This window comes from Agrobacterium salinitolerans, from assembly GCF_002008225.1.
Classification (GTDB): Bacteria; Pseudomonadota; Alphaproteobacteria; order Rhizobiales; family Rhizobiaceae; genus Agrobacterium; species Agrobacterium salinitolerans.
Map to the genome: position 1 here is coordinate 66,169 of NZ_MRDH01000016.1, position 25,149 is coordinate 91,317.

The window sequence follows — 25,149 nt, forward strand, 5'->3', positions numbered from 1 at the left end:
CGAAATGGCAAGTCTCGTGCCCTGCCCGCATTGCGGGCCAAGACCCAAGGAAGAATTCACCATCAAGGGTGCTGCCCTCCAAAGGCCCGCCGCCGATGTCGGCACCGAGGAATGGTTCGACTATGTCTATCTGCGCGACAATCCGCGCGGCTCTTATGAGGAATATTGGCACCACACCTCCGGTTGCCGCCGCTGGCTGGTCGTGGCCCGCGATACCGTGACCCACGAAATATCCGCCTGCCGCGACGCTGCCGACAAGACGAAAGTGACAAGCGCATGAGTTTCCACCGCCTCAAGACCGGCGGTCTGATCGACCGCTCCAAACCGCTTTCCTTCACCTTCGACGGCAGGCCGATGTCAGGCTTTGCGGGTGACAGCGTCGCCTCCGCCCTGCTCGCCAATGGCCAGCAGCTCGTCGGCCGCAGTTTCAAATATCACCGCCCGCGCGGCATATTGACGGCAGGCGCCGCCGAGCCGAATGCGCTAATGACCATTGGCAGCGGTGGCCGCACCGAGCCGAACACACGCGCCACCATGCAGGAGCTTTATGCCGGGCTGGAAGCGAAAAGCCAGAACCGCTGGCCCTCGCTCGACGTTGATATCGGCGCGTTGACCGGCCTGCTTTCACCCTTCGTCGGGGCGGGGTTCTACTACAAGACCTTCATGTGGCCCGCCGCCTTCTGGGAAAAAATCTACGAGCCTTTCATCCGCAAGGCCGCCGGTCTCGGCAAGGCGAGCCACGAGGCGGACCCGGATATCTATGACAAATGCTGGGCGCATTGCGACCTGCTGGTGATCGGCTCTGGTGCGGCAGGACTCGCCGCTGCTCTTGCAGCCGGCCGCGCAGGGGCACGCGTTATCATTGTCGATGAGCATTCTGTGGCAGGCGGCGGACTTTTGTCCGAAACCGCAATCATCGGCGGCAGGAGCGCTCCCGACTTTGCCGCGCACTGTGTCGCCGAACTCGAAGCCCTGCCTGATGTGACGGTGCTGACGCGAACCACGGCTTTCGGTTGGTATGACGGCAATGTCTTCGGCGCAGTGGAGCGGGTGCAGAAACACCTGGCAAGCCCGAAAGCGCATGTGCCAGTCGAGCGCCTGTGGCGCATCGTGGCCAAGCGCGCACTGCTTGCCACCGGCACGGAAGAGCGGCCGCTGGTCTTTGGCGGCAACGACATTCCCGGCGTGATGATGGCCGGCGCGATGCGCAGCTATCTCAACCGCTATGCCATAAGCCCTGGCACGGCGACGGCAATTTTTACCACCAACGACAGCGGGTATGCGCTCGCCCAAGATCTGGAGGCACGGGGTATTCCTCTTGCCGCCATCATCGATAGCCGCGAACAGGGTCACTCGGGCTATGACGGCAAGGCACGCGTCATCAGGGGTGGCGTCGTATCCAATGCCAAGGGCGGCAAGGCGCTTTCCGCCATCGAGATTTATGCGAATGGCCGCTCGGAAAACCTCAATGTAGATGCGCTGGCCATGTCGGGCGGCTTCAGCCCCATCATCCATCTCGCCTGCCATCGCGGCGGCAAGCCGGTCTGGTCGGAAGACCAAGCCGCTTTTCTGGCACCCGGCAATCTCAAGGGGCTGGAGCTCGCCGGCGCAGTTTCCGCAACAAACGGTATCGCCACCTGCCTTGAGGATGGTGCGCGGAAGGGCGCGGCACTTGCGCAGGATCTCGGTTTTACGGCAACAACACCGACATTCGGCGGCGTGGAAAATGATGTCGTTGCCTCGCCTACGAAGGCACTCTGGTCCATCCCCGGCATCAAGGCCAAAGCCTTTGTCGATTACCAGAATGATGTTCATCGCAAAGATCTCGGTCTTGCCGTCAGCGAAGGTTATGGCCATGTCGAACTGGCCAAGCGTTATACGACAAACGGCATGGCGACCGATCAGGGCAAGCTTTCCAATGTCAATGCCATCGGGTTGCTGGCCGAAGCGCGTGGCGTTTCCCCGGCGGAGGTCGGCACCACCACCTTTCGGCCTTTTTATACGCCCGTCTCCTTTGGTGCGCTCACCGGCGCTTATCACGGCCATCATTTCCAACCGGTACGCAAATCGCCGCTGCACGGTTGGGCCGAAAAAAATGGAGCCATCTTCGTTGAAACCGGTCTCTGGTATCGCTCCTCCTGGTTTCCCCGCGAGGGTGAAAACGGCTGGCGGGAAAGCGTCGACCGTGAGGTTTTGAATGTTCGCAAGAATGCCGGGCTCTGCGATGTGTCAATGCTCGGCAAGATCGAAATCTGTGGCAAGGACGCCGCCGAATTTCTCAACCGGGTCTATTGCAACGCTTTCCTAAAGCTGCCGGTCGGCAAGGCGCGATATGGCCTGATGCTGCGTGAAGACGGCATGATCTATGATGACGGCACCACCAGCCGGCTGGAAGAAAACCGCTTTTTCATGACGACCACCACTGCCTACGCGGCGGGCGTCATGAACCATCTGGAATTCTGCGCCCAGGCGCTCTGGCCGCACCTCGACGTGCGACTTGCCTCCGTCACAGACCAGTGGGCGCAGATGGCGATTGCCGGACCAGAGGCGCGCACCATTCTTCAGAAAATCGTCGATGAAGATATTTCCGACGAGGCCTTTCCCTTCCTTGCAGCCCGGGAAGTCTCTCTGTTTGGCGGGCAACTGCATGGACGCCTGTTCCGGATCTCCTTTTCCGGTGAACTGGCCTACGAGCTTGCCGTCCCGGCCGGTTACGGTGAAAGCGTTGCCGACGCGCTGCTGGAAGCTGGCAGGCCGGAGAATATCATGCCCTATGGCGTAGAGGCGCTCGGTGTGTTGCGTATCGAAAAGGGCCATGTCACCCACAATGAAATCAACGGCACGGTGGTGCCTGCCGATCTCGGCTTCGGCAAAATGGTCTCCGCCACGAAGGCCGATTTCATTGGCCGACGGATGCTGGAACGCGAGGGGCTTTCCGCCACCGACCGTCCGAGCCTCGTCGGCGTCGTGCCGCTTGATCCAAAACAGTCTTTCCGCACCGGCTCGCATATTCTTGCGAAGGATGCCGCGGCAACGCTGGAGAACGATCAGGGTTATGTGACCTCCAGCGCGTTCTCACCGCATTTAGGTTCAACGATCGGTCTCGCCCTGGTCAAGAATGGCCCTGCGCGGCATGGCGAGGAAATCATAGTCTGGAACGGCCTGCGTAGCGAATTTACTCAAGCCCACCTTTGCAACCCGGTTTTTGTCGATCCTCAAAACGAGAAACTCCATGTCTGATTTCAAGTCTGGCTTCCGGCCGGCGCTGCGCCCGGTGCTGGGCGCGAAGCGGGCAATTGCCTCCACCGCCATCAAGCTCTCTCCCCTGCCGGAAGGCGCGATCATCCATGTTCTGGCCGCACCCGACGCAACGGATTTGGAAGCCCGCCTTCGCCACCTTGCCAAAGGCGATATACGCGCGGTCTCACCGGGCCAATGGTTTATCGTCGGTGAACAACCTCTGCCTCACGCTGATGTGAAGGCGCTTCTTACGGCGCTCGAACCTCAGGCAACGGGTGTCGACCAGAGCCAGGGACGCGTTCGCATTCGCATCGAAGGCAAGATGGCCGAGCGGGTTCTGGCCAAAGGCACGGCGGTCGACCTGTCTCTAGTAGCCTTCCCGGTAGGACATTCCGTCGCGACGCTGATCGGCCACATCGCCGCCCACCTCACCCGGCTTGACGGGCGGGTCTTCGAAGTCATCGTGCTGCGCGGTTTTGCCGAAAGCCTGTGGGACGACCTTGCCCGGATGAGCCTCGAATTCCAGTGATCGTGCCGGTCAGGTCCAGATGCTTTCGGGCGTCAGGATTTCGAAAGGAACGATCCGCTGTTCAACGGAGGACGAATCTCCGTTCTCGATGCGCCGCAACATCACGTCGATCAACTGCTGCGGCATCCTGTCGAGAGGAAGCGGCAGCGAGGCGGTGATCAGCCCTTCGTTGAGGCCTTTTCTTGTTTCCGGTCCGATGTCGTTGCAGATGATTTTTATGTCGCGCTGCCGCTCGGCAGGCAATTCCCTGAGTGCACGCAGAACACCCGATATGCCGCCGCCATTGACATAAATCCCCCTGAGCCCCGGTTCGGCAGCAATCATATCCCGCACGATGACATAGGCATTTTCCGGTTCCTCGTGGGTCAGCAGGGTTTCCACGACCTGAAGTTCGGGTGTGTTTTCGCGCATATAGGAGCGGAAGCTTGCGTCCGAAACATCCTGGCACTGATACCGATTGCTACCGATCAGCGGCACGACCACGCCCTCGCCCTTAACCGTCTGGCTGAGGAACCATGCCGCCGTGCGGCCGCGTTTCCAGCTGTCGGTGCCGACAAAGCCCGCGCGGCTCGCCGCCGACAGATCGGATACGTAAGTCACCACGGGAACGCCCTTGCCTCGCAGCTCGTCGATCGCCTGGCTGACGAGCGGATGATCGGCCGTCACCACCGCGATTGCGCCGCAGGATTGTCCCATTTTCAAGAGATCGGAGGACACAGCTTCCGGTGAAAGATCATCCTCGAAAACTATATCCGGCTCGATGATGCTATCCGGCCGCTGGCGTGCGGCAGCGACAATCCCTTCCGCCCAAAGCCGGTAAAGCGACCGGTGGGATTGCTGTAACAGAAAACCGAGCCGGTGATGAGGCATGGCCTCGCGGCGACGGTCCCTGATGGTGCCGAGACCATAAAAACCGATCTCCTCCGCCGCCTTGAATATCTGGTCGATCGTATCCTGACGTACGGCAGTCGAGCCGTGCAGCAACCGGTTGACCGTGGAGATGCTTACACCGGCGGCTTTCGCAAGATCGGCAATGGTCGGTCGATTCATGACGCCTCACAATTGTATCATCCATGAATGACATAAAATGATATTTATTGCAACATTAAATGAAATATAAATTCCATTTCCACGAGGATGGAAGATATAAACCCTCCTGTCGTTAAGGCCCGTCGGGAGAATGGGCAGGGAGGAAGCAATGGCATTTCTCAGGAAATTTCTCGCAACGGGCGCGGTGGCGCTCGCGGTGGCGTCCGGCGCGGTTGCAGCCACTATAGCCCTTGTCGGCGACAAGAATGACGATGCGGTCTGGAACCTCATCCAAAAGGATGTCAACAACGCACGCCTCGCGGCCGAGGCGAATGGCGCCAAGGTCAACTACCTGCGTTTGCAGACCTATGACAATTTCGCGCCAGATGTGGTGCAGCTGATCCAGGCCGCCATCGGCCAGAAGGTCGCGGTGAGGCGCTCGCCGATCTCGGCGCCGAGGTGGAAAATTTAATGGCCAACCATGACGGCCATCCGCCGCAGCCGCCATCGAATTAAAGCATTTTGAGTAAGAGCGATTGCGCTTTTACGTCCGGAAAATTTGTAAAAACAAAAACACAAAGCAAGGATCAGGACCGTTGAAAATCGCCCTAGACCCCCATATGCACCGCCATCTCAGCCTTGAAGTCCTTCCCGCCAAGGTGAAGGAACTTGTCCGCGCGCCGATTTCCTCGAATGGTTCAAGGCACCGCGCGCCTTTCCCGAGCGGATCAAGTCTTTCAAGAAGGCGCTGAGGGACGCTGATGTCGGCATCGCCTCGCTGCTGCCGATGTATCGCTGGGCCTCCAATGACGAAACCGAGCGGCAGGCGGCGGTCAAACACTGGAAACGCGCCATCGAGATCGCCATCGAACTCGAAGTCGACACGATGAACTCCGAATTCGGCCGCGGACCGCATCCCGACAAGGGTTCATGTTATTGCTGCCACACCGGCTCGATGATCGAGGCCTGCGAGGATGCCTGGTGGCGCTCGATGGAAGAACTGGTGCCGATATTCGAGCGCGAAAACATCAACCTGCATGTCGAGCCGCATCCGGAAGACTGGTGCGAAACGCTGCAGCCGGCGCTGGACATCATCCGCACCGTCAATTCGAAGAACGTCAAGTTCCTCTATTGCGCACCGCATACCTTTTATTTCGGCGACGACACCAAGGCGATGCTGCGCGAAGCCAAGGACGTGCTCGCCCATGTGCATGTGGGCGATACCTTCAACCACAAGGCCAGCTCCGGGTTGCGCTATATCCTCAACCCGCCGGGCACGCAGGCGCGAGTGCACCAGCACCTGAATATCGGCCAGGGCGAAGTGCCATGGGACGACTTCTTCGCCACGCTTTCCGAAATCGGCTTTGACGGCATCATGACCTCCTGCGTCTTCGCCTGGGAGGACAGGGCGGATGAATCAGGCCGGTTCATGCGCACCAAGATGCAGGACTATATCGACCTTTATTTCAGAAAATAACGAGGCAGCCGGGCGCTGCGGCCGAGACGGCCCTTGGGGAACACCGTCATTCGAACGATCAAATGGAAAGACGATTGACATGATCAATGGAGAAAGACTGATTTCGCGTCCGTTGCGCTGGGCCATGGTGGGCGGCGGTCGCACAGGACAGGTGGGCTACAAACATCGCACAGGCGCTCTGCGCGACGGCGGCTACCAACTCGTCGCCGGCGCCTTCGATCTCGATGCAGAAATGGGCCGCGATTTCGGCGTCAACATCGGCGTGGCAGCGGAACGCTGCTATCAGGATTACAAGGCGCTGATTGCCGGCGAAACCGCGCGCGAAGACGGCGTTGACGTCGTCTCCATCGCCACCCCCAATTTCACCCACTACGAAATCACTAAAGCCTGTCTTCAGGCGGGACTGCATGTCATCTGCGAAAAACCGCTATTCTTCACGGTGGCCGAATGCGATGAGGTGGCGCGGCTGGCCGAACAGAAGGGGCTGATTGTCGGCGTTACCTATGGCTATACCGGGCATCCGCTCGTCCACCAGATGGCGGCCATGGTCAAAAAGGGAATGCTGGGCGACATCCGTATCGTCGACCTGCAATATACCCACGGCTTCAATGCCGGTGACGACGTGGGCGCGGGCGAAGCCGTCAAGTGGCGCACCAATCCCCGCACTGCCGGCCCAACCTTCGTGCTCGGCGATATCGGCACGCATCTCTATTATCTCTCGCAAATCGTGCTCCCTCACATGAAGGTGGAACGGCTGCTCTGCGACCGCAAGGCCTTCATCCCCACGCGCGCGCCGCTGGAAGACCACGCCACAGTCTTGATGCATTATGACAATGGCGCACGCGGCCGTCTCTGGGTCTCTTCGGTGAATGCCGGCAATATGGGGTCGCAGCGTTACCGTTTCGTCGGCTCCAAGGCCTCACTCGAATGGTCCGATTCCCACCCCGACCAGCTGATCTACGAGGTTCAGGGCGAACCCGGACGCATCTTGCATCACGGCATGCCTTATCTGGAACAGGAAAGCCTCGCCATAGACCGCATGGGCGCGCTGCATACCGAAGGTCTTGGGGATAGCTGGTCGAATATCTATCTCTGGATCGCCCAGGCGATCGACGCGGCAAACCGCGGTGACAGGGCTTTCCTGAAAACCCACCATTATCCCGGCATCGCGGCCGGCACCGAAGGCGTTCGCTGGCTGGAGAACTGCGTCCGCTCGGCCGACGCCGGCGCCGCCTGGATCGACTTCGCATAATCAGATTGGCTACACGCCCTTCAAGCCACTATCAGCCGCCGAGACCTGCTTCGGGCCGCAGAACGCGGCCAGCATCAATTGCGCCCCGAGGATGCCATGACCAACCAGATCACCATCACCACCGCTCCCTGCTGCTGGGGCGTCGACGACGTCAAAAACCCCCATCTGCCCCATTGGGAAAAGGTGTTGGACGAGACAAAGGCCGCCGGTTTCGGCGGCCTGGAACTCGGCCCCTACGGTTATCTGCCGCTCGACCTTGAGCGCGTTTCGCAGGCGCTCAATGGGCGCGACTTGAAGATCGTCGCCGGCACGATCTTCGACGATCTGGTCTCACCTCAGAACCGCGACAATCTGCTGCGCCAGACTGATGAAATCTGCGCGCTGATCACCCGCCTGCCGAAACCGGAAACCCATGCCGGCCAACGCTTTTCCGCCCCCTATTTGACGGTGATGGACTGGGGCCATGACGAGCGGGACTATGCCGCCGGCCATTCCGATCGTGCGCCGCGCCTCGATGGCGGCGCATGGAGCGGCGTGGTCGAAAACATCCGCGCCATCGCAACCCTCGCCCGTGACAAATATGACGTGCGCGCCACCATCCACCCCCATGCCGGCGGTTACATCGAATTTGCCGATGAGTTGCAGCAGATCGTCGACGACATTCCCGCCGATCTGGCTGGCTTGTGCCTCGATACCGGCCATATGGCCTATTCGGGCATGGACCCCGTCACCACGCTTCGTCGCTATTGGGATCGCGTCGATTATATTCATTTCAAGGACATCGACGCCACGGTTTTTGAAAAGGTGATGGCAGAACGCATCCGCTTCTTCGACGCCTGCGCCAAGGGCGTCATGTGCCCTATCGGTCGCGGCTCAATCGATTATCCGGCCATCCGCCGCCTTCTGACGGAACTTGGCTATGGCGGTTATATCACCATCGAACAGGAGCGCGACCCGCGCAATGCCGGCGGCATTCTGGACGATCTGGCGGCCAGCAGAGCATTTCTCGCCGAGTGCGGGTTCTAAGCGTTGACCTGAGCCACTGAACTTCTTCCGAATTTTGGTCGCGGAGCAAGAAATCGAAGACTCTCCGAAATTCCGGAGGAAACTTGGGTCTCAGGGCCTTGGGAGGCCTCGTCCTGCTGGTCGGTCTTGAGATAAAGCGGGACATCCCATCCGCGCTGCGGGGATGGGCGATACCAATAGCGACCGATATCCCGTCAAGACCGTTGCCGTCAGAACGGCAACGGTCGTTATCACGCCTTACTCTTTGGCAAGAGCCATGGCCTTGATCCTGCGCGCGCGGCGGGCCAGCACCAATGGGAGGATGGCAACACCTGCCGCCATGCACCACAAGACGATGGAGATGGTGCTGCTGAAGAGGATGGAGACGTCTCCCCCGGAGATCGCGAGGGCATTGCGCAAGTTCACCTCCATGACGCGTCCCAGCACGAAACCAAGGATGATCGGCGCCATATCGAAACCGACCTTGCGCAACAACCAGCCCAGGAAGCCGATAGCCAGCATGAGCACGATCGAGAAGACCGAGGCGTGCGTGGAATAGACGCCGACGATCGACAGGACGAGGATGCCTGGAACAAGCAACCAGTTCGGCACCGTCAGCACGCGAGCGAATATGTTAACGAGCGGCAGGTTGAGTGCGAGCAGGATAAAGTTGCCCACAAAAAGCGAGGCGATGAGGCCGCCGACGACTTCGGGGCGCTCTGCAAGCAACATTGGGCCTGGCTGTATGTTGTAAAGCATCAGCGCACCCAGCATCACGGCGGTGGTGCCCGATCCGGGAACACCGAGTGTGAGCATGGGAACGAAGGCGCCGGCGGCTGTCGCATTATTCGCCGCCTCGGGCGCCGCCAATCCTCGCACATCGCCCTTGCCGAAGGTGCCTTCCGAGTCCGAGATGCGTTTTTCAGTGGTATAGGATACAGCGGAAGATACCGACGCGCCGGTCCCTGGCAAGACGCCGACGACAAAGCCGATAAGCGACCCGCGCACCGTCGCACCGGCGCTTTTGACGACATCCGCCCAGCGAGCGGTCGTGCGCCCGAGTTCGCGGATCACCGTGACGCCCCTGCCCTGGTGCTCCAGAATGAGCATTGCTTCGGAAATCGAGAACAGACCGATGACGAGCACGACGAATTCGATACCGTCGCCCAGTTCCGGTTCGTTGAAGGTGAACCGATAAGCGCCGGAGGTGGCGTCAAGGCCAACGGTTGCCAGCATCAAACCGAGCATACAGCCGATCAGCGTTTTGGCGGGCTGGGAGCCGACCATGGATCCGAGCGTTGCAAAGGCGAAGACCATAAGCACAAAATATTCGGCGGGACCGAAACCGATGGCAAGCCCGGATAGCACGGGCGCAAACAGCGCCAAACCGATAGAGCCAATGATACCTCCGACAAAGGATGAAATTCCGGAAAGCGCCAGCGCTTCGCCAGCGCGTCCCTGCCGGGCCATCGGATAGCCGTCCATCGCCGTCATGACGGCGCCGGCATCACCTGGAACATTGAGCAGAATTGAGGAAATACGTCCGCCATATTCTGCGCCACAATAAACCGCGGCCAACAGGATCATGGTGCTTTCCGCCGGCAGCCCCATCGAATACGCGATCGGCATCAGCAGCGCGATCCCGTTGATCGGGCCAATGGCTGGCAGTGCCCCAACCATTGTGCCGATGAAGCAGCCAATGAAACCGATAAGAAGATTCTGCCCGGTGAGAGCAACGGCAAAGCCGTGCCAGAGATAGTCGAAATTCATGATAAGAACCTTTCGGGATTGCGACTTGGCTCAGCCACCAAACATGGAACCGACCGGCAGATAGACTTCGAGCAAGAAGTCGAAGACGAACCACCAAAGCAGCGCATGTCCCACAGCACCAGCCAGAGCCGTTTTGAGCGGCGCACCGAAGAGGAGACCGGAGCCGAAGGTCAGCACGAGAATGGAGACGAAAAAGCCGGCGGGTTCAAAAAGCAGCGCAGCGATCAAGACCAAAGCCGGTATGGCGAGCACCCTGATGAGAAGCGGCCCGTCTGGAAACCCTTCCACCGAACCGGGCGAAAGGTAATAGACGATTGCGAGCGCACCGAGGATGAAGGCAAGGGCCACCGGGAAAACGCGGGGGCCGAGCGGATCGGAGGCGAAAGCGTAGTCGATGACGCTTCCGCCAAAGCCATAGGCAATCGCAAGCAGCAGGAGAATGACAGCCGAGACGCGACCAATCAGCCGGGCGTTGCGCGGCTCGGTGTTACGGGCTTCTGACATTATAGCCTCACAAAAGGGGATGATAGGCGAGGCTGATTTCAGCCCTCGCCATGTGTAAAAAGCTGGACGGATTTCGAAGCTCTCGCACCAATCCCGTGGTCCGGAGATCGCTCCAGATCGAAACTTGCCGGGCGAAAGCATCGAGCCCGGCAAGGGTTGCCTCACATGCCGGATTCCTTGGCAAGAACCTTGAAGCGCGCCACATCTTCCTTGACGCGGTTCTCGAAATCTTGACCGAGAAGGGTGAACTCGAAGAGACCGCGCGCTTCGCGCTCCTTTGCAAATTCAGGGGTGGCGGCCATTTTCTTGAGGGCGTCGACCCACCAGTTGTAGTCCTCGTCGGAAACATCCTTGCCGACATAGTAGCCACGCCAGATAGGCCAATCGATATCGAATCCCTGCTCCTTGGCCGTGGGCACACTCGCCAGCTCACCCGGCAGACGCTCCGGCGCCATCACGGCCAGGATGCGAACCTTGCCGGCAACGTGATGCTTGACCATTTCAGCTGCATCACCGGAACCGACCTTCACGTGGCCGCCTTCGAGTGCAGTCAGCACCGCTCCGCCGCCTTCAAGAGCCACATAGCGCATTTTCTTGGCGTCCTGGCCGGCTGCCTTTGCGAGCAGCGACCCCTTCATCCAATCCTGCGAGCCAACGGCGCCACCACCGGCAATAGGAAAATCGTTCGGGCTTGCCTTGTATGCATCAACAAGTTCGCCGAGCGTCTTGTATGGCGAATCGGCGGCCACGACGAGAACACCGTAATCGGCGCCGAGCGCCCCGAGCCAGCGCACACCCGTTTCGTCATATTTGCCGAATTTCCCTTGGGCGATCAGCAAGGCGGAACCGGACGAAGCAGCCGTGATCAGATTGCCGTCCTTGCCCCGTTTGCCAATCACATGGTTGAAGGCCACCGCCCCGACGCCCCCTTCCATGTACGTCACAACCATGGGTCTGGAGATCTGTTTGGTCTCCAAAAGAGCATTGCCGGCCAATCGGCACGTCAGGTCGAAGCCGCCGCCGGGTTTTGCACCAGCGAGGCATTCAGGCTTCGATGGTTCGGCGGATGCGGCCATGGTCATGCAGAGCGTACCGAAAGCGGCAGCGGCGATTGTCTTCATCGTCATACGGATCATTGATCTCTCCCATTCATCCCTGAGACCGGGAGGACCGCAATGCTCGCATTGGTCCAGCACAACCGGAACAGTGGTTGGCTATCGGCGACGGTGCAGAATTCCTCCTCGGGTCGACTTGTTCTCTCCCTTGAAGTCGACGCGCAGAAAATAAAGCCTGTTCCTGTCACGATCCTGTCAAGCCGTTAGCGACCGCCTTGACCCTCTGGATCGGGCCGATCTTGATCTGCACAGAGTGCTATGCGATGGTTTTCAGGTGCGGGTATTTCTGGTCGAAGATACACAAGATGTTGGAGAGGCAATTTGCCGCCGATTTCAGCAGACGGGGCATTCCGTCGACTGGATTTCGGATGGGCTTTCTGCGTCCAACGTCCTTTCCTACACCGACTACGACCTCATCATTCTCGACGTGATGCTGCCGGGCATGGATGGCTTTGCCATACTGAAGGCGTTGCGAAAATCTGGCAGCACCGCGCCTGTCCTCGTATTGACTGCTCGTTCCGAGATCGACGATCGGGTCAGCGCATTGGATCTTGGCGCCGACGATTACCTGATAAAGCCGTTCGATTTCCGTGAGCTGGAGGCGCGCGCGCGGGTGCTGCTGCGACGACGTAGCGGCGGCGACGCCACGAACATACTCGTCTGCGGCGATGTCAGTCTCGACAGGACCAATCGCAGCGTTCGGGTCGGCAAACGGGAGGTGCAGTTGAAGCGGAGGGAGATGACGCTGCTCGAAGTGCTGGCTTCGCGCCCCGGCAAAGTGTTCAGCAAGGAGGAACTGCTGGACCGCCTGTTTGGCTTCGACGAGGCGGCAGGCCCGAATGCGATCGAGCTTTATGTGGGCAGGTTGCGTAAAAAGCTCGAAGGCGCCCAGACCCGCATCGTGACAGTGCGTGGCATGGGCTACCAACTGGTTTCCGATGCTGGCGCATAGAGGCTCCCTCTTCTCTCGCCTGATGCGCCGCGTCGGCATCGTGCTGGCCCTGGGCGCAGCAGCCATGATCACAGCTGCGTTGTATTATGCGCGCGCTGCCGCCGACGAAGCGTATGACCGGCTTCTGCTGGGTGCTGCGTTTCAGATGAGCGAAGGGCTCGTCGTCTCCGATGACAAACTCACTTTTCAACTTCCAACCTCTGCGTTTGAACTTCTGGGGCTCGCGCAACGCGACCGCATCTTCTATCGCGTCCTTGATACTGAAGGGGAGACGCTGACAGGTTATCGCGATCTTGGAGCTCCCCTGGAGATTTCGCACAGCCGCCCCGCTCCGCTCATTGAAAACGCCGTCTATCGCGGCGTCGATGTTCGCATGGTCACGCTATCCCACGCGATCACGATCAATGAGGAAACGAAATGGGCCTATATGATGGTCGCCCAAACGACGGAGGCACGCCGTGCGCTCATCTCGGAACTGATGACGAGGGCGATTTTCATCGTGAGCCTGATGAGCCTGCTTGCGCTCGTCGGCACTGCCTTTGCAATCCGCTATTCGCTGCGACCGGTCGAGACGCTTGGCGAGGCTTTGGCAAGCCGCGAACCGCAAGACCTAACACCCTTGTCCGTGTCGGTCCCCGGCGAACTTTGGCCCTTCGTTGCCTCTATAAACCACTTCATCCGAAGGCTCGATGAACGCGTGCGTTTGATGCAGCGTTACGTCGCAGACAGCGCGCATCAGATACGAACGCCCCTTACAGCGTTATCGGCGCAGGTTAGTCTCATCAATGAGGAAAGGCTTGCACCGGAGGATCGGCGCCATCTGGAGCGTGTCCGCAACAGAACGTCGGAGCTTTCACGCTTGACCAACCAACTCCTCAATCATGCCATGGTGATCCATCGGGTCGATTCTGCGCAACTTGCACCCCTGTTCCTGAACGAGGTCACCCGTGCAGCCTTTCGCCAGGCAATACCGATCACGATCGATCCGGATATGGTGGTGTCCTTCGAGCCGGATGAACAAGAGCTTCAAGTGATGGGCGACACGTTAAGCCTTCGAGAGGCCGTGGCCAACATTATCGACAATGCATTGCGGCACGGAGCCGAGACACAGCTGGCAGTGCGCGTGGAAAATTGTGGCGACTTCGGGTTGATCGTCATCGAGGATGACGGTCCTGGCATTCCTCAAGCCGATTGGGAGAGCGTCACCGAACGTTTCTTCTCGACGCGCAGCCAGGGACCGGCGTCTGGTTTGGGATTTGCAATTGCTGCGGAAGTAGCGCGCGCGCTGGGGGGGAGGCTTGGGTTTCGCGAGAAGACAGAAACGGATTTGTTTGCCGTCTATTTGGAACTGCCGCTGATCAAGCAGGAACGGCCATGAAAAACGTTTACTCCGCCATCGCAGCCATTTCATGTTTCTGCCTCATCACCAACGCCCATGCAGTGGAAGGGGATAGGGAGTTGTTCCCGGCGAAGGGAATTGAGGAAACGGGGCGCCTTCTCATTCATGCGGCCACGGATCTTGAAGCCATGCGTCCAATCGTTTTGGATTTCCAGGAGACCGCGCCGGGGGTCGCTGTCGAGATCCTCGACTTTGTGACCAATGATTTGTTTCGTGAGGTTGCTGCTGCCTGCGCGGACGGAAGGCAAAATGCCGACATCATCCTGTCTTCCTCCGTTGATCAACTCGTTCGCTTGGCAAATGACGGCTGCGCACAACCGCACCAGTCCAGTGAAACCGCCAAGGTTGCCAACTGGGCCAACTGGCGTGACGAAGTGTTTGGCTTTACCTTCGAACCTGTCGTATTTGCCTATGACAAGCGTGCGATTCCACCAGAAGACGTTCCGACCAGCCACGTGGCGCTGGTCGATCTTTTGCGCCGCAAGCCGGATGAATATCGCGGACGCATCGGCACCTATGATATCAGCGCCTCTGGAATTGGTTATCTTCTGGCCTTCTACGACTCGCGCCAGGCGCCAACGACCTATGGTCGCCTGCTCGAGAGCATCAGCCGCGTGGAGCCCGTGATCCGTTGCTGCAACAATGAGGTGCTCGGCTCCTTGTCGACGGGCGAGATTCGTATTGCCTACAACGTCCTTGGGTCCTACGCCTATTTCGCGATGCGATCCAACCCGGCGCTGGGTATCGTTATTCCCCAGGATTACACTCTGGTGCTGTCTCGCGGCGCGATGATACCTTCGACAGCACGAGACGCTGTATTGGGGCGCCACTTTCTCGACTATCTCCTCTCTGATCGCAGCCGAGACATCGCGTCGCGCTCGTCTTTCTTTTTCGCCGAGAATGCGCCACTTCCCGAGGGTGTAGAAGGACCTGAAGATCTGATCGAATCCGGAGTGGGGAGGCCCATCCGCATTGGACCCACACTGCTGGCGGCCCAGGACGAGATTCAACGGCGCACCTTTATCGATAGCTGGTACCGACTGATCCGGCCATACAGCTTGCCAAATCTGGATTTATTCAAGCGCTGATCGCAAACGATTATCCAATTCGGCTACACCGGCAAATCCGTCAATAACCACCCGTCAGGACGATGGTCTCGCCTGTCATAAAGCTACAGGCCTGCGACGACAGGAAGATCGCGGCACCCACCATTTCTTGCGGCTGCCCGGCACGGCCCATCCAGTTCAGCGTCCGGACGTATTCGGCCCAGCCTTCGGGATCCTCATCACGACGGTTGGCATTGCGGTCGGTGTCAATGAGGCCGGGCGCGAGCGTGTTGAGCAGCACATTGTCGCGCGCGTAGTCCCGCGCCTGACTCTGGATCAGATTGTGTTGCGCCGCCTTAGTGGCGGCGTAAGCGGTAACGATGCCCTTCGGCCGCAGCTGATTGACCGAGCCGATGGAAACCACCCTGCCCCATTTGCGGGCCGCCATGCGCGGCAGAGCCGCCTGCAGCATATCCACCGTCGAGCCCAGATTGACCGCCAGCTGAAACGCCAGATCGTCAGGCGTCAGTTCCGACAGCACGGCGTTGATCTGGGCGCTGGCATTGATGACAAGAATATCGACCGATGCGACCGCCTCGGCCCGCTCGATGAGATCACGGCCGGCGCCCGGCTGGGAAAGATCGCCCGCCAGTTCCTGCGCCGTACCGCCGCCTGCGACAATCCGCTGTTGCACGGCTGCTGCGGCGCCCGGCTTCACGCCATGAAGAATGACATGGGCACCCGCGCCCGCCAGCCCCTCGGCAATGGCGGCGCCTATGCCGCGGCTGGAACCGGTGACGAGCGCCGTGCGGCCTTTCAGTCCAAACACGCTTTCGAGACGCATCCTTTATCCTTCAAACAGCGAGATGTGCGCGCCGGCGATTCCCGGGCGGCAGGAAAACAGGCCGCCGGAGAGCGGCGCGTCGGCGAGTGTCGACGCCGGCAGGCGCGTGCGGGCGCTGGTGATGAACAGCGTCGACAGGTCCGGCCCGCCGAAAGCGATGCTGGAAGGACGCGGCACCGGCATGTCGATCACCTGATCCAGCTTGCCGTTCGGAAGATAACGGCGCACGCACCAGCCATCCCAGATCGCGCACCAGACACCGCCTTCCGCATCCACGGCCAGCCCATCCGGCCGGCCGTCTGACACGGGAATGCGGGCGAACTCACGGCGCTGCGACAGGGCGCCCGTCGCCGGATCGCAATCATAGGCGTGGATAAGGCCGGGCACGGTGTCGACGAAATAGAAGGTCCTGCCATCGGGGCTCCAGCCGAGACCGTTGGAGACGATGATGCCCCCTTCCTTGCGCTCGGATGCGCCATTGGCATTGATCCGATAAAGCGCACCCGTGGGCTTGGAGGCGTCGATACGCATCGAGCCGACCCAGATCGCGCCATCCGGCCCGCATTTGGCGTCGTTCAGGCGGTTATCTGCAATGCCAGCCTCCGGGCTGACGAAGGGGGTTAGCCGGCTGGAGGCGAAATCCAGCCATTCGACGCCGTCCTGCGATGCCACCAGTAACCGTCCCTCGGTGACCGGAATGACCGCGCTGACCAGCTTGCCGGTCTCGCAGGTTTCGTTGCGGCCAGTCACGGGATCGAAGCGGTGCACCGCCGGATGCAGGATATCCACCCAGTAGAGCGCGTTTTCCCCCTCGTGCCAGACCGGGCTTTCCCCCAACTGCGCACCCCATGGCAGAATGCAACTGAGTTCGGCGCTGGGGCGGCCCGTTGCCGAACGTGGGCGGGGCCGCGAGCTGATCGCCACGGCCCCGGCGGCGCCGGTAATGCGGCGGGCGGCGGCAATCAATTCACGCCCGGCGGGATGGATATTGGAGGAATCCAGTCGCGAGGACGGCCCGAGCGCAACGAGCACGCCCATCGGCGTATTGTCACGCCCCATCACAGGGGCGGCGACCGAATTCACCCCCGGCAGATGCTCCTCGTAGGAAATCGAATAACCCCGCGCCCGGGTCAGCGTCAGATCGGCCTGCAGCGCATCGAGGGTGGTAATGGTTTTGGGTGTCTGCAGATCGAGCGTCAGGCGATCCAGCAGCGCACGACCAACGGCGGGGTCCTGAAAGGCGAGCAGCGCCTTGCCCGGTGCGGTGCAATGCAGGGGAACACGGCGTCCCACCTCGACGCGCACCGAAAGACCGTTCGGCGAACGTTCCGCCAGATATTGCGTCATGGTGCCGTCAAGCCGGCACAATGCAACCGTTTCCCCCAGCTCGGCCGCCAGCCGCTCGAGTTCCGGCGTCGCCGCCGAGACGAGATCGAAGCTCTCCCAGACCTTGTGGGACATTTCCAGAAAACGCTGGCCCAGGACATAAGTGCCACGGGCCTCATCCTGACGGACGAGGCCATAGGCGATGAGAGTGCGCAGGATGCGCGCGAATGTCGGCTTCGGCAGACCGGAGGCACGCAACAGCTCGGCAAAACGCAGCGGTTCCGGCGCATCGGCGACCATGTCGAGCAGGGTCAGCCCCTTGGCCAGCGCCGCCGTGCCGCCCGGTGTCTCCGGTTTCATCGCCTCTGCTCCTTCGCTAATCGCAGCCGCCTTGCGGCCGCCGCGTCGTCCAGCATCCGGTCCATCGTCCATTCAGCTTCAAACCCCAAAGTGTTTCTGATCCGCTCGTTGGACGTATGGTAATAAACGCCGTCGCCGGGAAAATCGACTGTCACGATGGGCAGGCCGGTCAGCGCCGCTATCTTCGGCAAAATCACGGCGAAATCGGCCGGTTCATCGGCACCGAGATTGAAGGTGCCGCCCGCCGCGTCGGGGTGATCGAGGGCAAGCAGAATGCCCGCCACCATATCGCGCGTATCCGTGATGTGAATGCGGAATGGACGGCCGTTTTCATTGCGCGCCAGAATGTGCGACGGCTCACCGATATCGCGGGACTGAAGCAATTCGGCGATGACAGTGTTTCCGAAATTCTGCTGCTGGCGAATGCGCGGCCGCAGGAAAAACCGGGGACCGGAAAAGAAACTCTCCTCATCCAGCAGTTCCGCCGCATCCTGCGTATGCGAAAAACGCAGGATCACCGTTTCCATTGCGCCGCTTCGCTGGTGAAAGCGCACCAGTTCTTCGCCGAGAAGCTTGGTCAAGCCATAAGGTGAATTTGGACGAAGCGGATGGTCCTCGGTGACGGGCAGGAATTCCGGCCGGTTTTCCGGATAGACCTCACCCGACGAAGCGAAAACGAACCGCCGCACGCCAGCCGCCGAAGCCACATCCAGAAGCCGGCGCGTGCCCTCGACATTGACGGCGAACATGCGGTCGCGATCCGCCGGGACCCATGACATGAAAGCTCCCAGATGCAGAACGGCGCTCACACCTTCGATGGCGTCGGACAGCGCCCGCGCATCTTCCAGCGAGCCGACAACCTCCTCGCCGCCGCTTCCCGATGGCCTGAGATCGAAACCGCGAACGGTGCGACCCTGCGCGCGCAAGGCGGCAACAACGGCACGGCCGACACGACCTGCCGATCCGGTGACGAGGATCATAGCCGTGCTCCGGTCTTTGCATCGAAAAGATAAAGCTGCATTGGATCGAAACCGAGCCGGAGCGCCCCATTGCCGGGAAGGTTGCCGGTATGCGAGACACGCGCGATCAGCCCCTTTGACTTGCCTTCTTCGCCATCTGCGACCCTTGCGCCTTCCGCATCGAAATACACGTATTTTTCCGATCCCAGGCTTTCCACCAGTGTCGGTCGGACATCGAAGGTAACAGGCGCATCGCCCAGAACGAGATGCTCCGGCCGCAGGCCCACGATCACGCCGCCCTGACGGTCGACGACCCCCGGCAGAGAGACCTGTTGCCCAAAGAGGGTCACTGTGCCGTCGTGCAGTTCCGCATTGAGGAAATTCATGCCCGGCGAGCCGATGAAACCGGCAACGAAAAGATTGGCCGGATTGTTGAAAAGCTCGTCGGGTGCGGCGATCTGCTGGATGATGCCGCCCTGCATGATGACGACGCGGTCCGCCATCGTCATCGCCTCGACCTGATCATGCGTCACATAAACGGTGGTGACGCCGATGCGCTTGTGCAACGCGCCGATTTCGGCACGCATGTGGACGCGCAGCTTGGCATCGAGGTTGGACAGCGGCTCGTCCATCAGGAAGGCCTGCGGCTGGCGCACGATGGCGCGGCCAAGCGCGACGCGCTGGCGCTGGCCGCCCGAGAGATCCTTGGGCTTGCGATCGAGATAGGGGGTCACTTCCAGAATGCGCGCCGCATCGTCAACCCGGCGATCGATCTCGGCCTTGTCCGTGCCGCGCATCTTCAGACCGAAGCCGATATTCTGGCGAACGGTCAGGTGCGGATAAAGCGCATAGTTCTGAAACACCATGGCGATGTCGCGGTCACCCGGCGCCAGATCCGTCACTTCGTTGTCGCCGATGAAGATCTGGCCTTCGCTTGCCGGTTCGAGACCGGCGAGGATTTTCAGCATCGTCGACTTGCCGCAGCCGGAAGGCCCGACCAGCACCACGAACTCGCCGTTCTCGATTTCCAGCGAAAAGGGCCTGAGGACGTTTAGCGCGCCGTAGGACTTGCTGACGTTGCGAATGGAAATATTGGCCATGCTTATTTCTCCGCGCCAGCGGTGAGGCCGCCGACCAAATAACGTTCAAGGAACAGGTAGATTGCGATGATCGGCAGGGCGATGAACACGGATGCGGCAGAAATGTCGTTCCAGTAGGTGACATATTCGCCCTGCATCGTGGTGATGCCGAGATTGGCCGTCCAGTTGTCCGGCGAGTTGACGAGGAAGGTGCGCGCATAGGCATAGTCTGCCCAGCTGAGCACGAAGGCATAAAGTGCGGTAGCGGCAAGCCCCGGCGTGGCGATCGGCAGCACAACACGCACCATCGCGCCGATGGGCGAGCAGCCGTCGACCATGGCAGCCTGTTCCAGTTCCTTCGGAATGGTGTCGAAATAGCCTTTCAGCATCCATGTGGCGAAAGGAATGATCATTGTCGAATGCGCCAGAACCAGCGTCCACAGGCTGCCGATCAGGCCGAAGCTGGAAAAAATCGAAAACAGCGGAATGACGAGCAGCGTCGCGGGCAGCATCTTCGCCGTCAGGACGAAGAGACCCATGGTCGCGCCGCCCCGCATGGAATAACGCGACAGCGCATAACCGGCGCTGACCGAGACCAACATCGACAGCGCCACCGAGCCGATGGCCGCCAGCATCGAATTCCAAAGCCACAGCAGGATCGGTTTTGCCGCCCAGACACGGGCGAAGATGTCCCACTGCGGATCGTCCGGCCAGAAGGTTGGCGGCAGGCGGTAGAGTTCATCGGTGGTGGAGAGCGCCGTGACCAGCAGCCAGTAGACCGGGAACAGGATGATCACCAGCGTGAAGATCACAGTCGCGTAAAGGGCAAGGCTCTGTAAAAATGTCCGTTTCATCAAAGCCTCCTCAATAGATCGATTTCGAGCGCCGGCCGAGCATCAGGAGGCTCGCGACGATGCAGATCACCAGCGTCAGCACGCCGACGGCGGCGGCCCGGCCGAAATTGTGGTACTGGAAGGCCTGGTCATAGGTCATGATCGAAAGCGTCTGGGTTGAACGCAGCGGCCCGCCGCCGGTCAGAACCTTGATGATCGAAAAGTCGCGGAACACCCACAGAAGCGTCAGCACCAGCGTCACGCCCAGCACCGGCATCAGAAGCGGCATGGTGATCCAGCGAAAACGCTGCCAGACACTTGCGCCATCCACCTTGGCGGCGGCGTAATAATCGGCGGGAATGGACTGCAGGCCGGCCAGACACATGATCGACACGAAAGGAAAACCCTTCCACACCATGGTGATGGCAACAGCCCAGAAGGCCGCCGTGGAGCTGCTCACCCACGGGATCATCTGGTCGGTAAAACCGAGCTTGATCGCCAGCCAGCCGAAAAGGCCGAAGGAGGTGTCGAACATCCATGCAAAGATGACGACCGCGATGATTTCCGGCACCGCCCAGGGCAGCGCCATCCCCAGCCGCGCGACGGTGCGGCCCTTGAAACGGTTATTGGCAAGAAGCGCCGTACTGAGGCCAACTGCGACGCTGCCGGCAGTAACGACGATGACCAGTTTTAGCGTGACCCAGCAGGCCAGCCAGAATTCCGGCGACGAAAACAGCCAGTTGTAATTCGTCAAGGAGAACGGGCGGCTGGCGCCGCCGAGCCTCGGTATCTTGACCTGCTGGAACGACAGGTCGATGGCCAAAACGAGCGGCCAGACGATGATGGCGGCAACCATCAGGACCGCTGGCGCGATTAGAATATAGCCGAGGAGATGTTGCCGGCTGGGACGCGCAAGATCAAAGAACTTGCGACGCCCAGCCCGAACGGGTTCGGTCATGGATGGTCCTCCTGCCGGATGCGGATGATGGCCATGGCCCTTTGCGGGCCATGGCAAGACAACAAGATCAGGACAATGGGGGATCAACCCTTGATGGCTTCGGCCTTTGCCTGCATGGTTTTCGCCACCTCCGCCGGATCGAGATCCTGAATGATCATCCGCTGGCTTTCTTCCATCACCATCTTGCTGAACTCGTTGTAGAAAAGCTCAAGCCCGGTCGGAATGCGGTCGATACCGGCTTCAGACGCGGCCTTCATTGTCTCGATCAGCACCGGAAAATGCGGGATGGTCTTTTCGACGCCAGAGACATCCGCTTTCGGGCTAGGCGGGGTGTTGCCGCCGAGGATAGCGTAACTACGCTGGAATTCCGGCGTCATCGTCAGCTTGATGAAATCCCAGACCAATGCCTTCTGGTCGTCGGGAATATCGGCCGGCATGGCAAGCACGTTGGAAGACCCGCCAAGCGGCGGATGAAGCGGCGGTACGGCATAAACAATGTCACTCTTGGCCGAACCCTTTTCGGTTGTGCCATAAAGCCACGGCCCATCGAGCCGCATGGCCATCTTGCCATCGGCAAACAGCTTGCGCACGTCGCTGGCGCTCATGTCCACCGGGCTGATGCCGCTTTTCATCACGGTTTTCCATCGGGTCAAACCTTCCACCATCTGCGGCGTGTCGATGGTGATTTTGCCGTCCTTGTCGGTCCAGTAGGCGCCGGCGTCGAGGATATAGTTCAGCATTTCCGTCAGATATTGCCCCGGACCGCCCTTGGTTTCATGGCCTGTTCCGAACTGATCGACAATACCGTCGCCGTTCAGATCCTTGGTCGTGGCTTTTGCAGCGGCCAGAAACTCGTCATAGGTCTTCGGAACTGCAACGCCCGCTTCTTCGAGAAGCTTCTTGTTGTAGGCCATCACGAAACCGAAATAGTTGGTCATGATGCAGACGGTTTCACCGTTCCATTCGCATTTCTGCTGGCCGGCCCAGCCCGTCATGTCGATACCGTCCTTCTTCAGCCACGGGTCGAGCGGCTCCAGCCAACCGCTATCGGCAAACATCTGGAATTCGAAAGACGCCAGATGCACGATCTGCGGCGGCTGGTTGGCTGCAAAAAGCGTCGTCATCGTGTCGGCATAGGAACTGCGCTCCGCCTTGGTGAACTCGATCTTCACGCCCGGATGCTGTTTCTCGAAGGCGGCAATGGCGGAACGCCACCATTCGCCCGTGCCGGCATCATCGGTTTGCCAGGAAATGAACTTCAGCACGGTATCGGCCATGGCAGGGGCAACGGCCCCCATCGTTACCAAAACGGCGGCCGCGGTGCTGAGCGCCAGCTTTTTCATTCTTTTTGTCATGGTTTCCTCCTCCAAAAAACCAAATCAGATGCGTTCAATCAGACCGAGTGCCGCCTCCGACGGTCTTACCCCAAGTCCCGGTCCCGAAGGCAGGTGATATCTGCCTTCGCGGCAATCCATGTCGCCCTCCAGCAGGCGGCGGTTGGGTTCGAAGATCGAGTGCTGGAATTCGTGCCCCTTCAGCATCGACAATGTCGATGACGCCTGCAGGCTGGCGGCAAGGAAAATGCCGGCGCCGACTGTTGCGTGCGGGATGACATCAATGCCATGCTCGGCGGCAAGAGCGCCGATGCGGATGAAATTGGTGATGCCCTTGTGTCCCATTTCCGGCTGCACAATGGCGATACGGCAGCGCTCTATGCGGGCGCGCATATCCCAATGGGTGCGCCATTCCTCGCCGACGGCTATCGGAACATCGGTGTTCTTCGAAACCCTCTCAAGACCCGCAATGTCCTCCGTCCAGACCGGAGCCTCGGCGAACCAAGGATCGAAAGGTTTCATCTCGGCAATCAGCTCCAGCGCCCGTTCCGGCGTCTGATTCCAGTGCATGTCGGCGGCGATCTTCGCCTGCGGACCAAGCACCTGCCGGAGATTGGCGATTTCCGCCGCCGGGCCGTCATCAGCCACCGGCGTTGCGAATTTGAAGGCATCGAAACCACGATCCTGCCAGTATTTCGCCAACTCTCCACGAGCCTTCAGCGTTTTTTCAGGCAGGCCGGAAACATAGGCCGGAAACGTATCTACCCCGCCGCCAAGAAGATCGCGGATGGATTTTCCGGCTTCCTGCCCAGCAATATCCCAGAGCGCGATATCAAGCGCGGCGAGCGCATCGACGTAAAAGCCGCCGGTATAACCGCGCACCCGCATCATGTCGTAGAGGTCGTCATAAACAGCCGAAGGATCGGACGCATCGCGGCCGATCACGAAACCGGCGAGAAGATCATTGATGAGGGCGGCGACCGCGCCGGGGGCGACGATGCCATAGGTCTCGCCCCAGCCGACAGTGCCGGCCTCGGTCATCATGCGCACCAACACGCTGCGGTCGAAGGTGGGGTAGACCGTGCGATTGCCCTTGCGCACGATGTAGCCATTGAGATTGACCACCTCGCCTTCCCTGAGCGCGCCAAGATAGGGCACCTTGCGCGGCTGGGTCAGCGTGAAGACTTCGACTGTTGCAATGGGGCTATTCATGCGGCCTCCGCGGCAACAAGGCCGAGTTCGACCAGATTGGCATCGATATCGGCAAGCGCCGCCGCATCGAGCTCGGGTGTCGGCGCGCGCACGCCAATGCCGTCGATCACCCCTCGGCGGGCCAGCACATATTTGGTCAGCCGCATGCGATAAACAGCCTGCAACACCAGAAGCGGCAGGGTTCGGATATAGATTCTCCGAGCCTCCTCCTGCCGCCCCGCGACAAGCGCCCGGTCGATGGCCACATGTTCCTCGGCAATCTCCAGCGCCGGCATCGCCGCCGTAGCGCCTCGGGCATATTCGTCGAGAATGTACCGCGCACCGCCGCCGCCGATGACGCCCTTCAGCGTCGAAGGCGCGTGGGCGATGATGTGGCTGATGGCCGGACCGGCGGGAAGCGTTTCTTCCTTGACGTAGGCGACCTGCGGCAAGGCGCCCACGATCTCCACAATCGCCTGTGGCGAAAGGTCGGAGCCGCGCGGCGCAGGCGCGTTCTGCAGGATGATTTCAACCTCGGGCAGTGCCTCGACTATTCGCCCGAGGAATTCGATCAGCGCCGGCGCATCCGTGCCGACGGATTTGGGCGGCTGCACCATCAGGTGGCGAATGCCAAGCGCCGATGCCGCCCGCCCGTGCTCGACCACCTCACGCCAGTCGGCCGCACTGGCGCCGGCCACAACAGGCACCCGACCGGCCACCGCATCCACGACGATCTTCAAGAGCGTTGCACGCTCGGCGGCATTCAAAGTCTCCACCTCGCTGGCGAAACCGGGAAACACGACACCATCCACGCCCTTGTCGAGCGCAAAGACCACCAGCCGCTTCATACCCCCTTCGTCAATGCCGCCATCCGCCAGAAAAGGCGTGGGCAGAACAGGCAAAATCCCCTTGAGGCCAGCCACCATCATTCTCCTCCCAATTAAGTA

22 protein-coding genes and 1 pseudogene are annotated in these 25,149 nt (G+C 60.3%); 10 read left to right on the forward strand and 13 right to left on the reverse strand.

Going from position 1 to position 25,149, the window contains the following annotated elements:
- Nucleotides 1-4: 4 nt before the first annotated feature.
- From BS627_RS12420 to soxG, 3 genes are read left to right on the forward strand one after another with little or no spacing between them, the layout of a single operon-like run.
- The gene (locus tag BS627_RS12420; RefSeq protein WP_077983540.1) at nucleotides 5-280 is read left to right on the forward strand and encodes a sarcosine oxidase subunit delta; all 276 of its coding nucleotides are present in this window, start codon (nucleotides 5-7) and stop codon (nucleotides 278-280) included.
- Nucleotides 277-3,240: a sarcosine oxidase subunit alpha gene (locus tag BS627_RS12425; RefSeq protein ID WP_077983541.1), complete on the forward strand. Its 2,964-nt coding sequence runs from the start codon at nucleotides 277-279 to the stop codon at nucleotides 3,238-3,240. The genes BS627_RS12420 and BS627_RS12425 overlap by 4 nt, the downstream gene beginning before the upstream one ends.
- The gene (gene soxG / locus BS627_RS12430; protein WP_077983542.1) at nucleotides 3,233-3,769 is read left to right on the forward strand and encodes a sarcosine oxidase subunit gamma family protein; all 537 of its coding nucleotides are present in this window, start codon (nucleotides 3,233-3,235) and stop codon (nucleotides 3,767-3,769) included. Before BS627_RS12425 ends, soxG begins: the two co-directional genes overlap by 8 nt.
- 9 nt (nucleotides 3,770-3,778) lie before the next feature.
- On the opposite strand, the gene BS627_RS12435 is transcribed toward soxG, so the two are convergent.
- A complete protein-coding gene (locus BS627_RS12435; protein WP_077983543.1) occupies nucleotides 3,779-4,819 on the reverse strand; it encodes a LacI family DNA-binding transcriptional regulator in 1,041 nt (346 codons plus the stop codon).
- 148 nt (nucleotides 4,820-4,967) lie between these two features.
- Between BS627_RS12435 and BS627_RS12440 the strand changes: the two genes are divergently transcribed.
- The 4 genes and pseudogenes from BS627_RS12440 (at nucleotide 4,968) to BS627_RS12455 (ending at nucleotide 8,553) form a co-directional block, all read left to right on the forward strand.
- Nucleotides 4,968-5,270 (forward strand): type 1 periplasmic-binding domain-containing protein, encoded by a 303-nt coding sequence (locus BS627_RS12440; protein WP_245307108.1) that lies wholly within the window; start codon nucleotides 4,968-4,970, stop codon nucleotides 5,268-5,270.
- Nucleotides 5,271-5,394: 124 nt separating this feature from the next.
- Nucleotides 5,395-6,275 (forward strand): annotated as a pseudogene (locus tag BS627_RS12445) (sugar phosphate isomerase/epimerase family protein).
- Between the two features lie 79 nt (nucleotides 6,276-6,354).
- The gene (locus BS627_RS12450; RefSeq protein ID WP_077983544.1) at nucleotides 6,355-7,527 is read left to right on the forward strand and encodes a Gfo/Idh/MocA family protein; all 1,173 of its coding nucleotides are present in this window, start codon (nucleotides 6,355-6,357) and stop codon (nucleotides 7,525-7,527) included.
- A gap of 96 nt (nucleotides 7,528-7,623) precedes the next feature.
- On the forward strand, nucleotides 7,624-8,553 hold the full coding sequence (locus tag BS627_RS12455; protein ID WP_077983545.1) for a sugar phosphate isomerase/epimerase family protein: 930 nt from the start codon (nucleotides 7,624-7,626) through the stop codon (nucleotides 8,551-8,553).
- Between the two features lie 237 nt (nucleotides 8,554-8,790).
- Here the strand turns inward: BS627_RS12455 and BS627_RS12460 are convergent, their stop codons facing one another.
- From BS627_RS12460 to BS627_RS12470, 3 genes are all read right to left on the reverse strand, one after another.
- Nucleotides 8,791-10,302 (reverse strand): tripartite tricarboxylate transporter permease, encoded by a 1,512-nt coding sequence (locus BS627_RS12460; protein ID WP_077983546.1) that lies wholly within the window; start codon nucleotides 10,300-10,302, stop codon nucleotides 8,791-8,793.
- A gap of 30 nt (nucleotides 10,303-10,332) precedes the next feature.
- Complete coding sequence (locus tag BS627_RS12465; RefSeq protein WP_077983547.1) at nucleotides 10,333-10,806, reverse strand: tripartite tricarboxylate transporter TctB family protein; 474 nt, start codon at nucleotides 10,804-10,806, stop codon at nucleotides 10,333-10,335.
- Nucleotides 10,807-10,967: 161 nt separating this feature from the next.
- Entirely contained in the window at nucleotides 10,968-11,942 is a 975-nt protein-coding gene (locus BS627_RS12470) for a Bug family tripartite tricarboxylate transporter substrate binding protein (protein ID WP_077983548.1), read from the reverse strand.
- A 253-nt stretch (nucleotides 11,943-12,195) separates the two neighbouring features.
- Between BS627_RS12470 and BS627_RS12475 the strand changes: the two genes are divergently transcribed.
- The 3 genes from BS627_RS12475 to BS627_RS12485 are packed head-to-tail and all read left to right on the forward strand — an operon-like array spanning nucleotide 12,196 to nucleotide 15,360.
- Nucleotides 12,196-12,873 carry a response regulator transcription factor gene (locus BS627_RS12475; RefSeq protein WP_077983549.1) on the forward strand — a complete coding sequence of 226 codons (678 nt, stop codon included), beginning with the start codon at nucleotides 12,196-12,198 and terminating at the stop codon, nucleotides 12,871-12,873.
- Nucleotides 12,833-14,251 carry a sensor histidine kinase gene (locus BS627_RS12480; protein WP_245307110.1) on the forward strand — a complete coding sequence of 473 codons (1,419 nt, stop codon included), beginning with the start codon at nucleotides 12,833-12,835 and terminating at the stop codon, nucleotides 14,249-14,251. The genes BS627_RS12475 and BS627_RS12480 overlap by 41 nt, the downstream gene beginning before the upstream one ends.
- On the forward strand, nucleotides 14,248-15,360 hold the full coding sequence (locus BS627_RS12485) for an ABC transporter substrate-binding protein (RefSeq protein WP_077983551.1): 1,113 nt from the start codon (nucleotides 14,248-14,250) through the stop codon (nucleotides 15,358-15,360). The genes BS627_RS12480 and BS627_RS12485 overlap by 4 nt, the downstream gene beginning before the upstream one ends.
- A 40-nt stretch (nucleotides 15,361-15,400) precedes the next feature.
- On the opposite strand, the gene BS627_RS12490 is transcribed toward BS627_RS12485, so the two are convergent.
- The 9 genes from BS627_RS12490 to BS627_RS12530 all read right to left on the reverse strand — a co-directional run bounded on the left by BS627_RS12490 (nucleotide 15,401) and on the right by BS627_RS12530 (nucleotide 25,128).
- Nucleotides 15,401-16,162, reverse strand: a complete 762-nt coding sequence (locus tag BS627_RS12490; RefSeq protein WP_077983552.1) for an SDR family NAD(P)-dependent oxidoreductase — start codon at nucleotides 16,160-16,162, stop codon at nucleotides 15,401-15,403.
- A gap of 3 nt (nucleotides 16,163-16,165) precedes the next feature.
- Complete coding sequence (locus tag BS627_RS12495; RefSeq protein WP_077983553.1) at nucleotides 16,166-17,848, reverse strand: SMP-30/gluconolactonase/LRE family protein; 1,683 nt, start codon at nucleotides 17,846-17,848, stop codon at nucleotides 16,166-16,168.
- The gene (locus tag BS627_RS12500) at nucleotides 17,845-18,828 is read right to left on the reverse strand and encodes an NAD-dependent epimerase/dehydratase family protein (RefSeq protein WP_077983554.1); all 984 of its coding nucleotides are present in this window, start codon (nucleotides 18,826-18,828) and stop codon (nucleotides 17,845-17,847) included. The genes BS627_RS12495 and BS627_RS12500 overlap by 4 nt, the downstream gene beginning before the upstream one ends.
- A complete protein-coding gene (locus BS627_RS12505) occupies nucleotides 18,825-19,907 on the reverse strand; it encodes an ABC transporter ATP-binding protein (protein ID WP_077983555.1) in 1,083 nt (360 codons plus the stop codon). The genes BS627_RS12500 and BS627_RS12505 overlap by 4 nt, the downstream gene beginning before the upstream one ends.
- Nucleotides 19,908-19,909: 2 nt before the next feature.
- Nucleotides 19,910-20,740 carry a carbohydrate ABC transporter permease gene (locus tag BS627_RS12510; RefSeq protein WP_077983556.1) on the reverse strand — a complete coding sequence of 277 codons (831 nt, stop codon included), beginning with the start codon at nucleotides 20,738-20,740 and terminating at the stop codon, nucleotides 19,910-19,912.
- Between the two features lie 10 nt (nucleotides 20,741-20,750).
- Nucleotides 20,751-21,677: a carbohydrate ABC transporter permease gene (locus BS627_RS12515; protein ID WP_077983557.1), complete on the reverse strand. Its 927-nt coding sequence runs from the start codon at nucleotides 21,675-21,677 to the stop codon at nucleotides 20,751-20,753.
- Between the two features lie 83 nt (nucleotides 21,678-21,760).
- Nucleotides 21,761-23,032, reverse strand: coding sequence for an ABC transporter substrate-binding protein (locus BS627_RS12520; RefSeq protein WP_077983616.1), 1,272 nt, complete (start codon nucleotides 23,030-23,032; stop codon nucleotides 21,761-21,763).
- A gap of 24 nt (nucleotides 23,033-23,056) precedes the next feature.
- Nucleotides 23,057-24,223 carry a mandelate racemase/muconate lactonizing enzyme family protein gene (locus BS627_RS12525; protein WP_077983558.1) on the reverse strand — a complete coding sequence of 389 codons (1,167 nt, stop codon included), beginning with the start codon at nucleotides 24,221-24,223 and terminating at the stop codon, nucleotides 23,057-23,059.
- A complete protein-coding gene (locus tag BS627_RS12530) occupies nucleotides 24,220-25,128 on the reverse strand; it encodes a dihydrodipicolinate synthase family protein (protein ID WP_077983617.1) in 909 nt (302 codons plus the stop codon). Before BS627_RS12530 ends, BS627_RS12525 begins: the two co-directional genes overlap by 4 nt.
- Nucleotides 25,129-25,149: the final 21 nt, after the last annotated feature.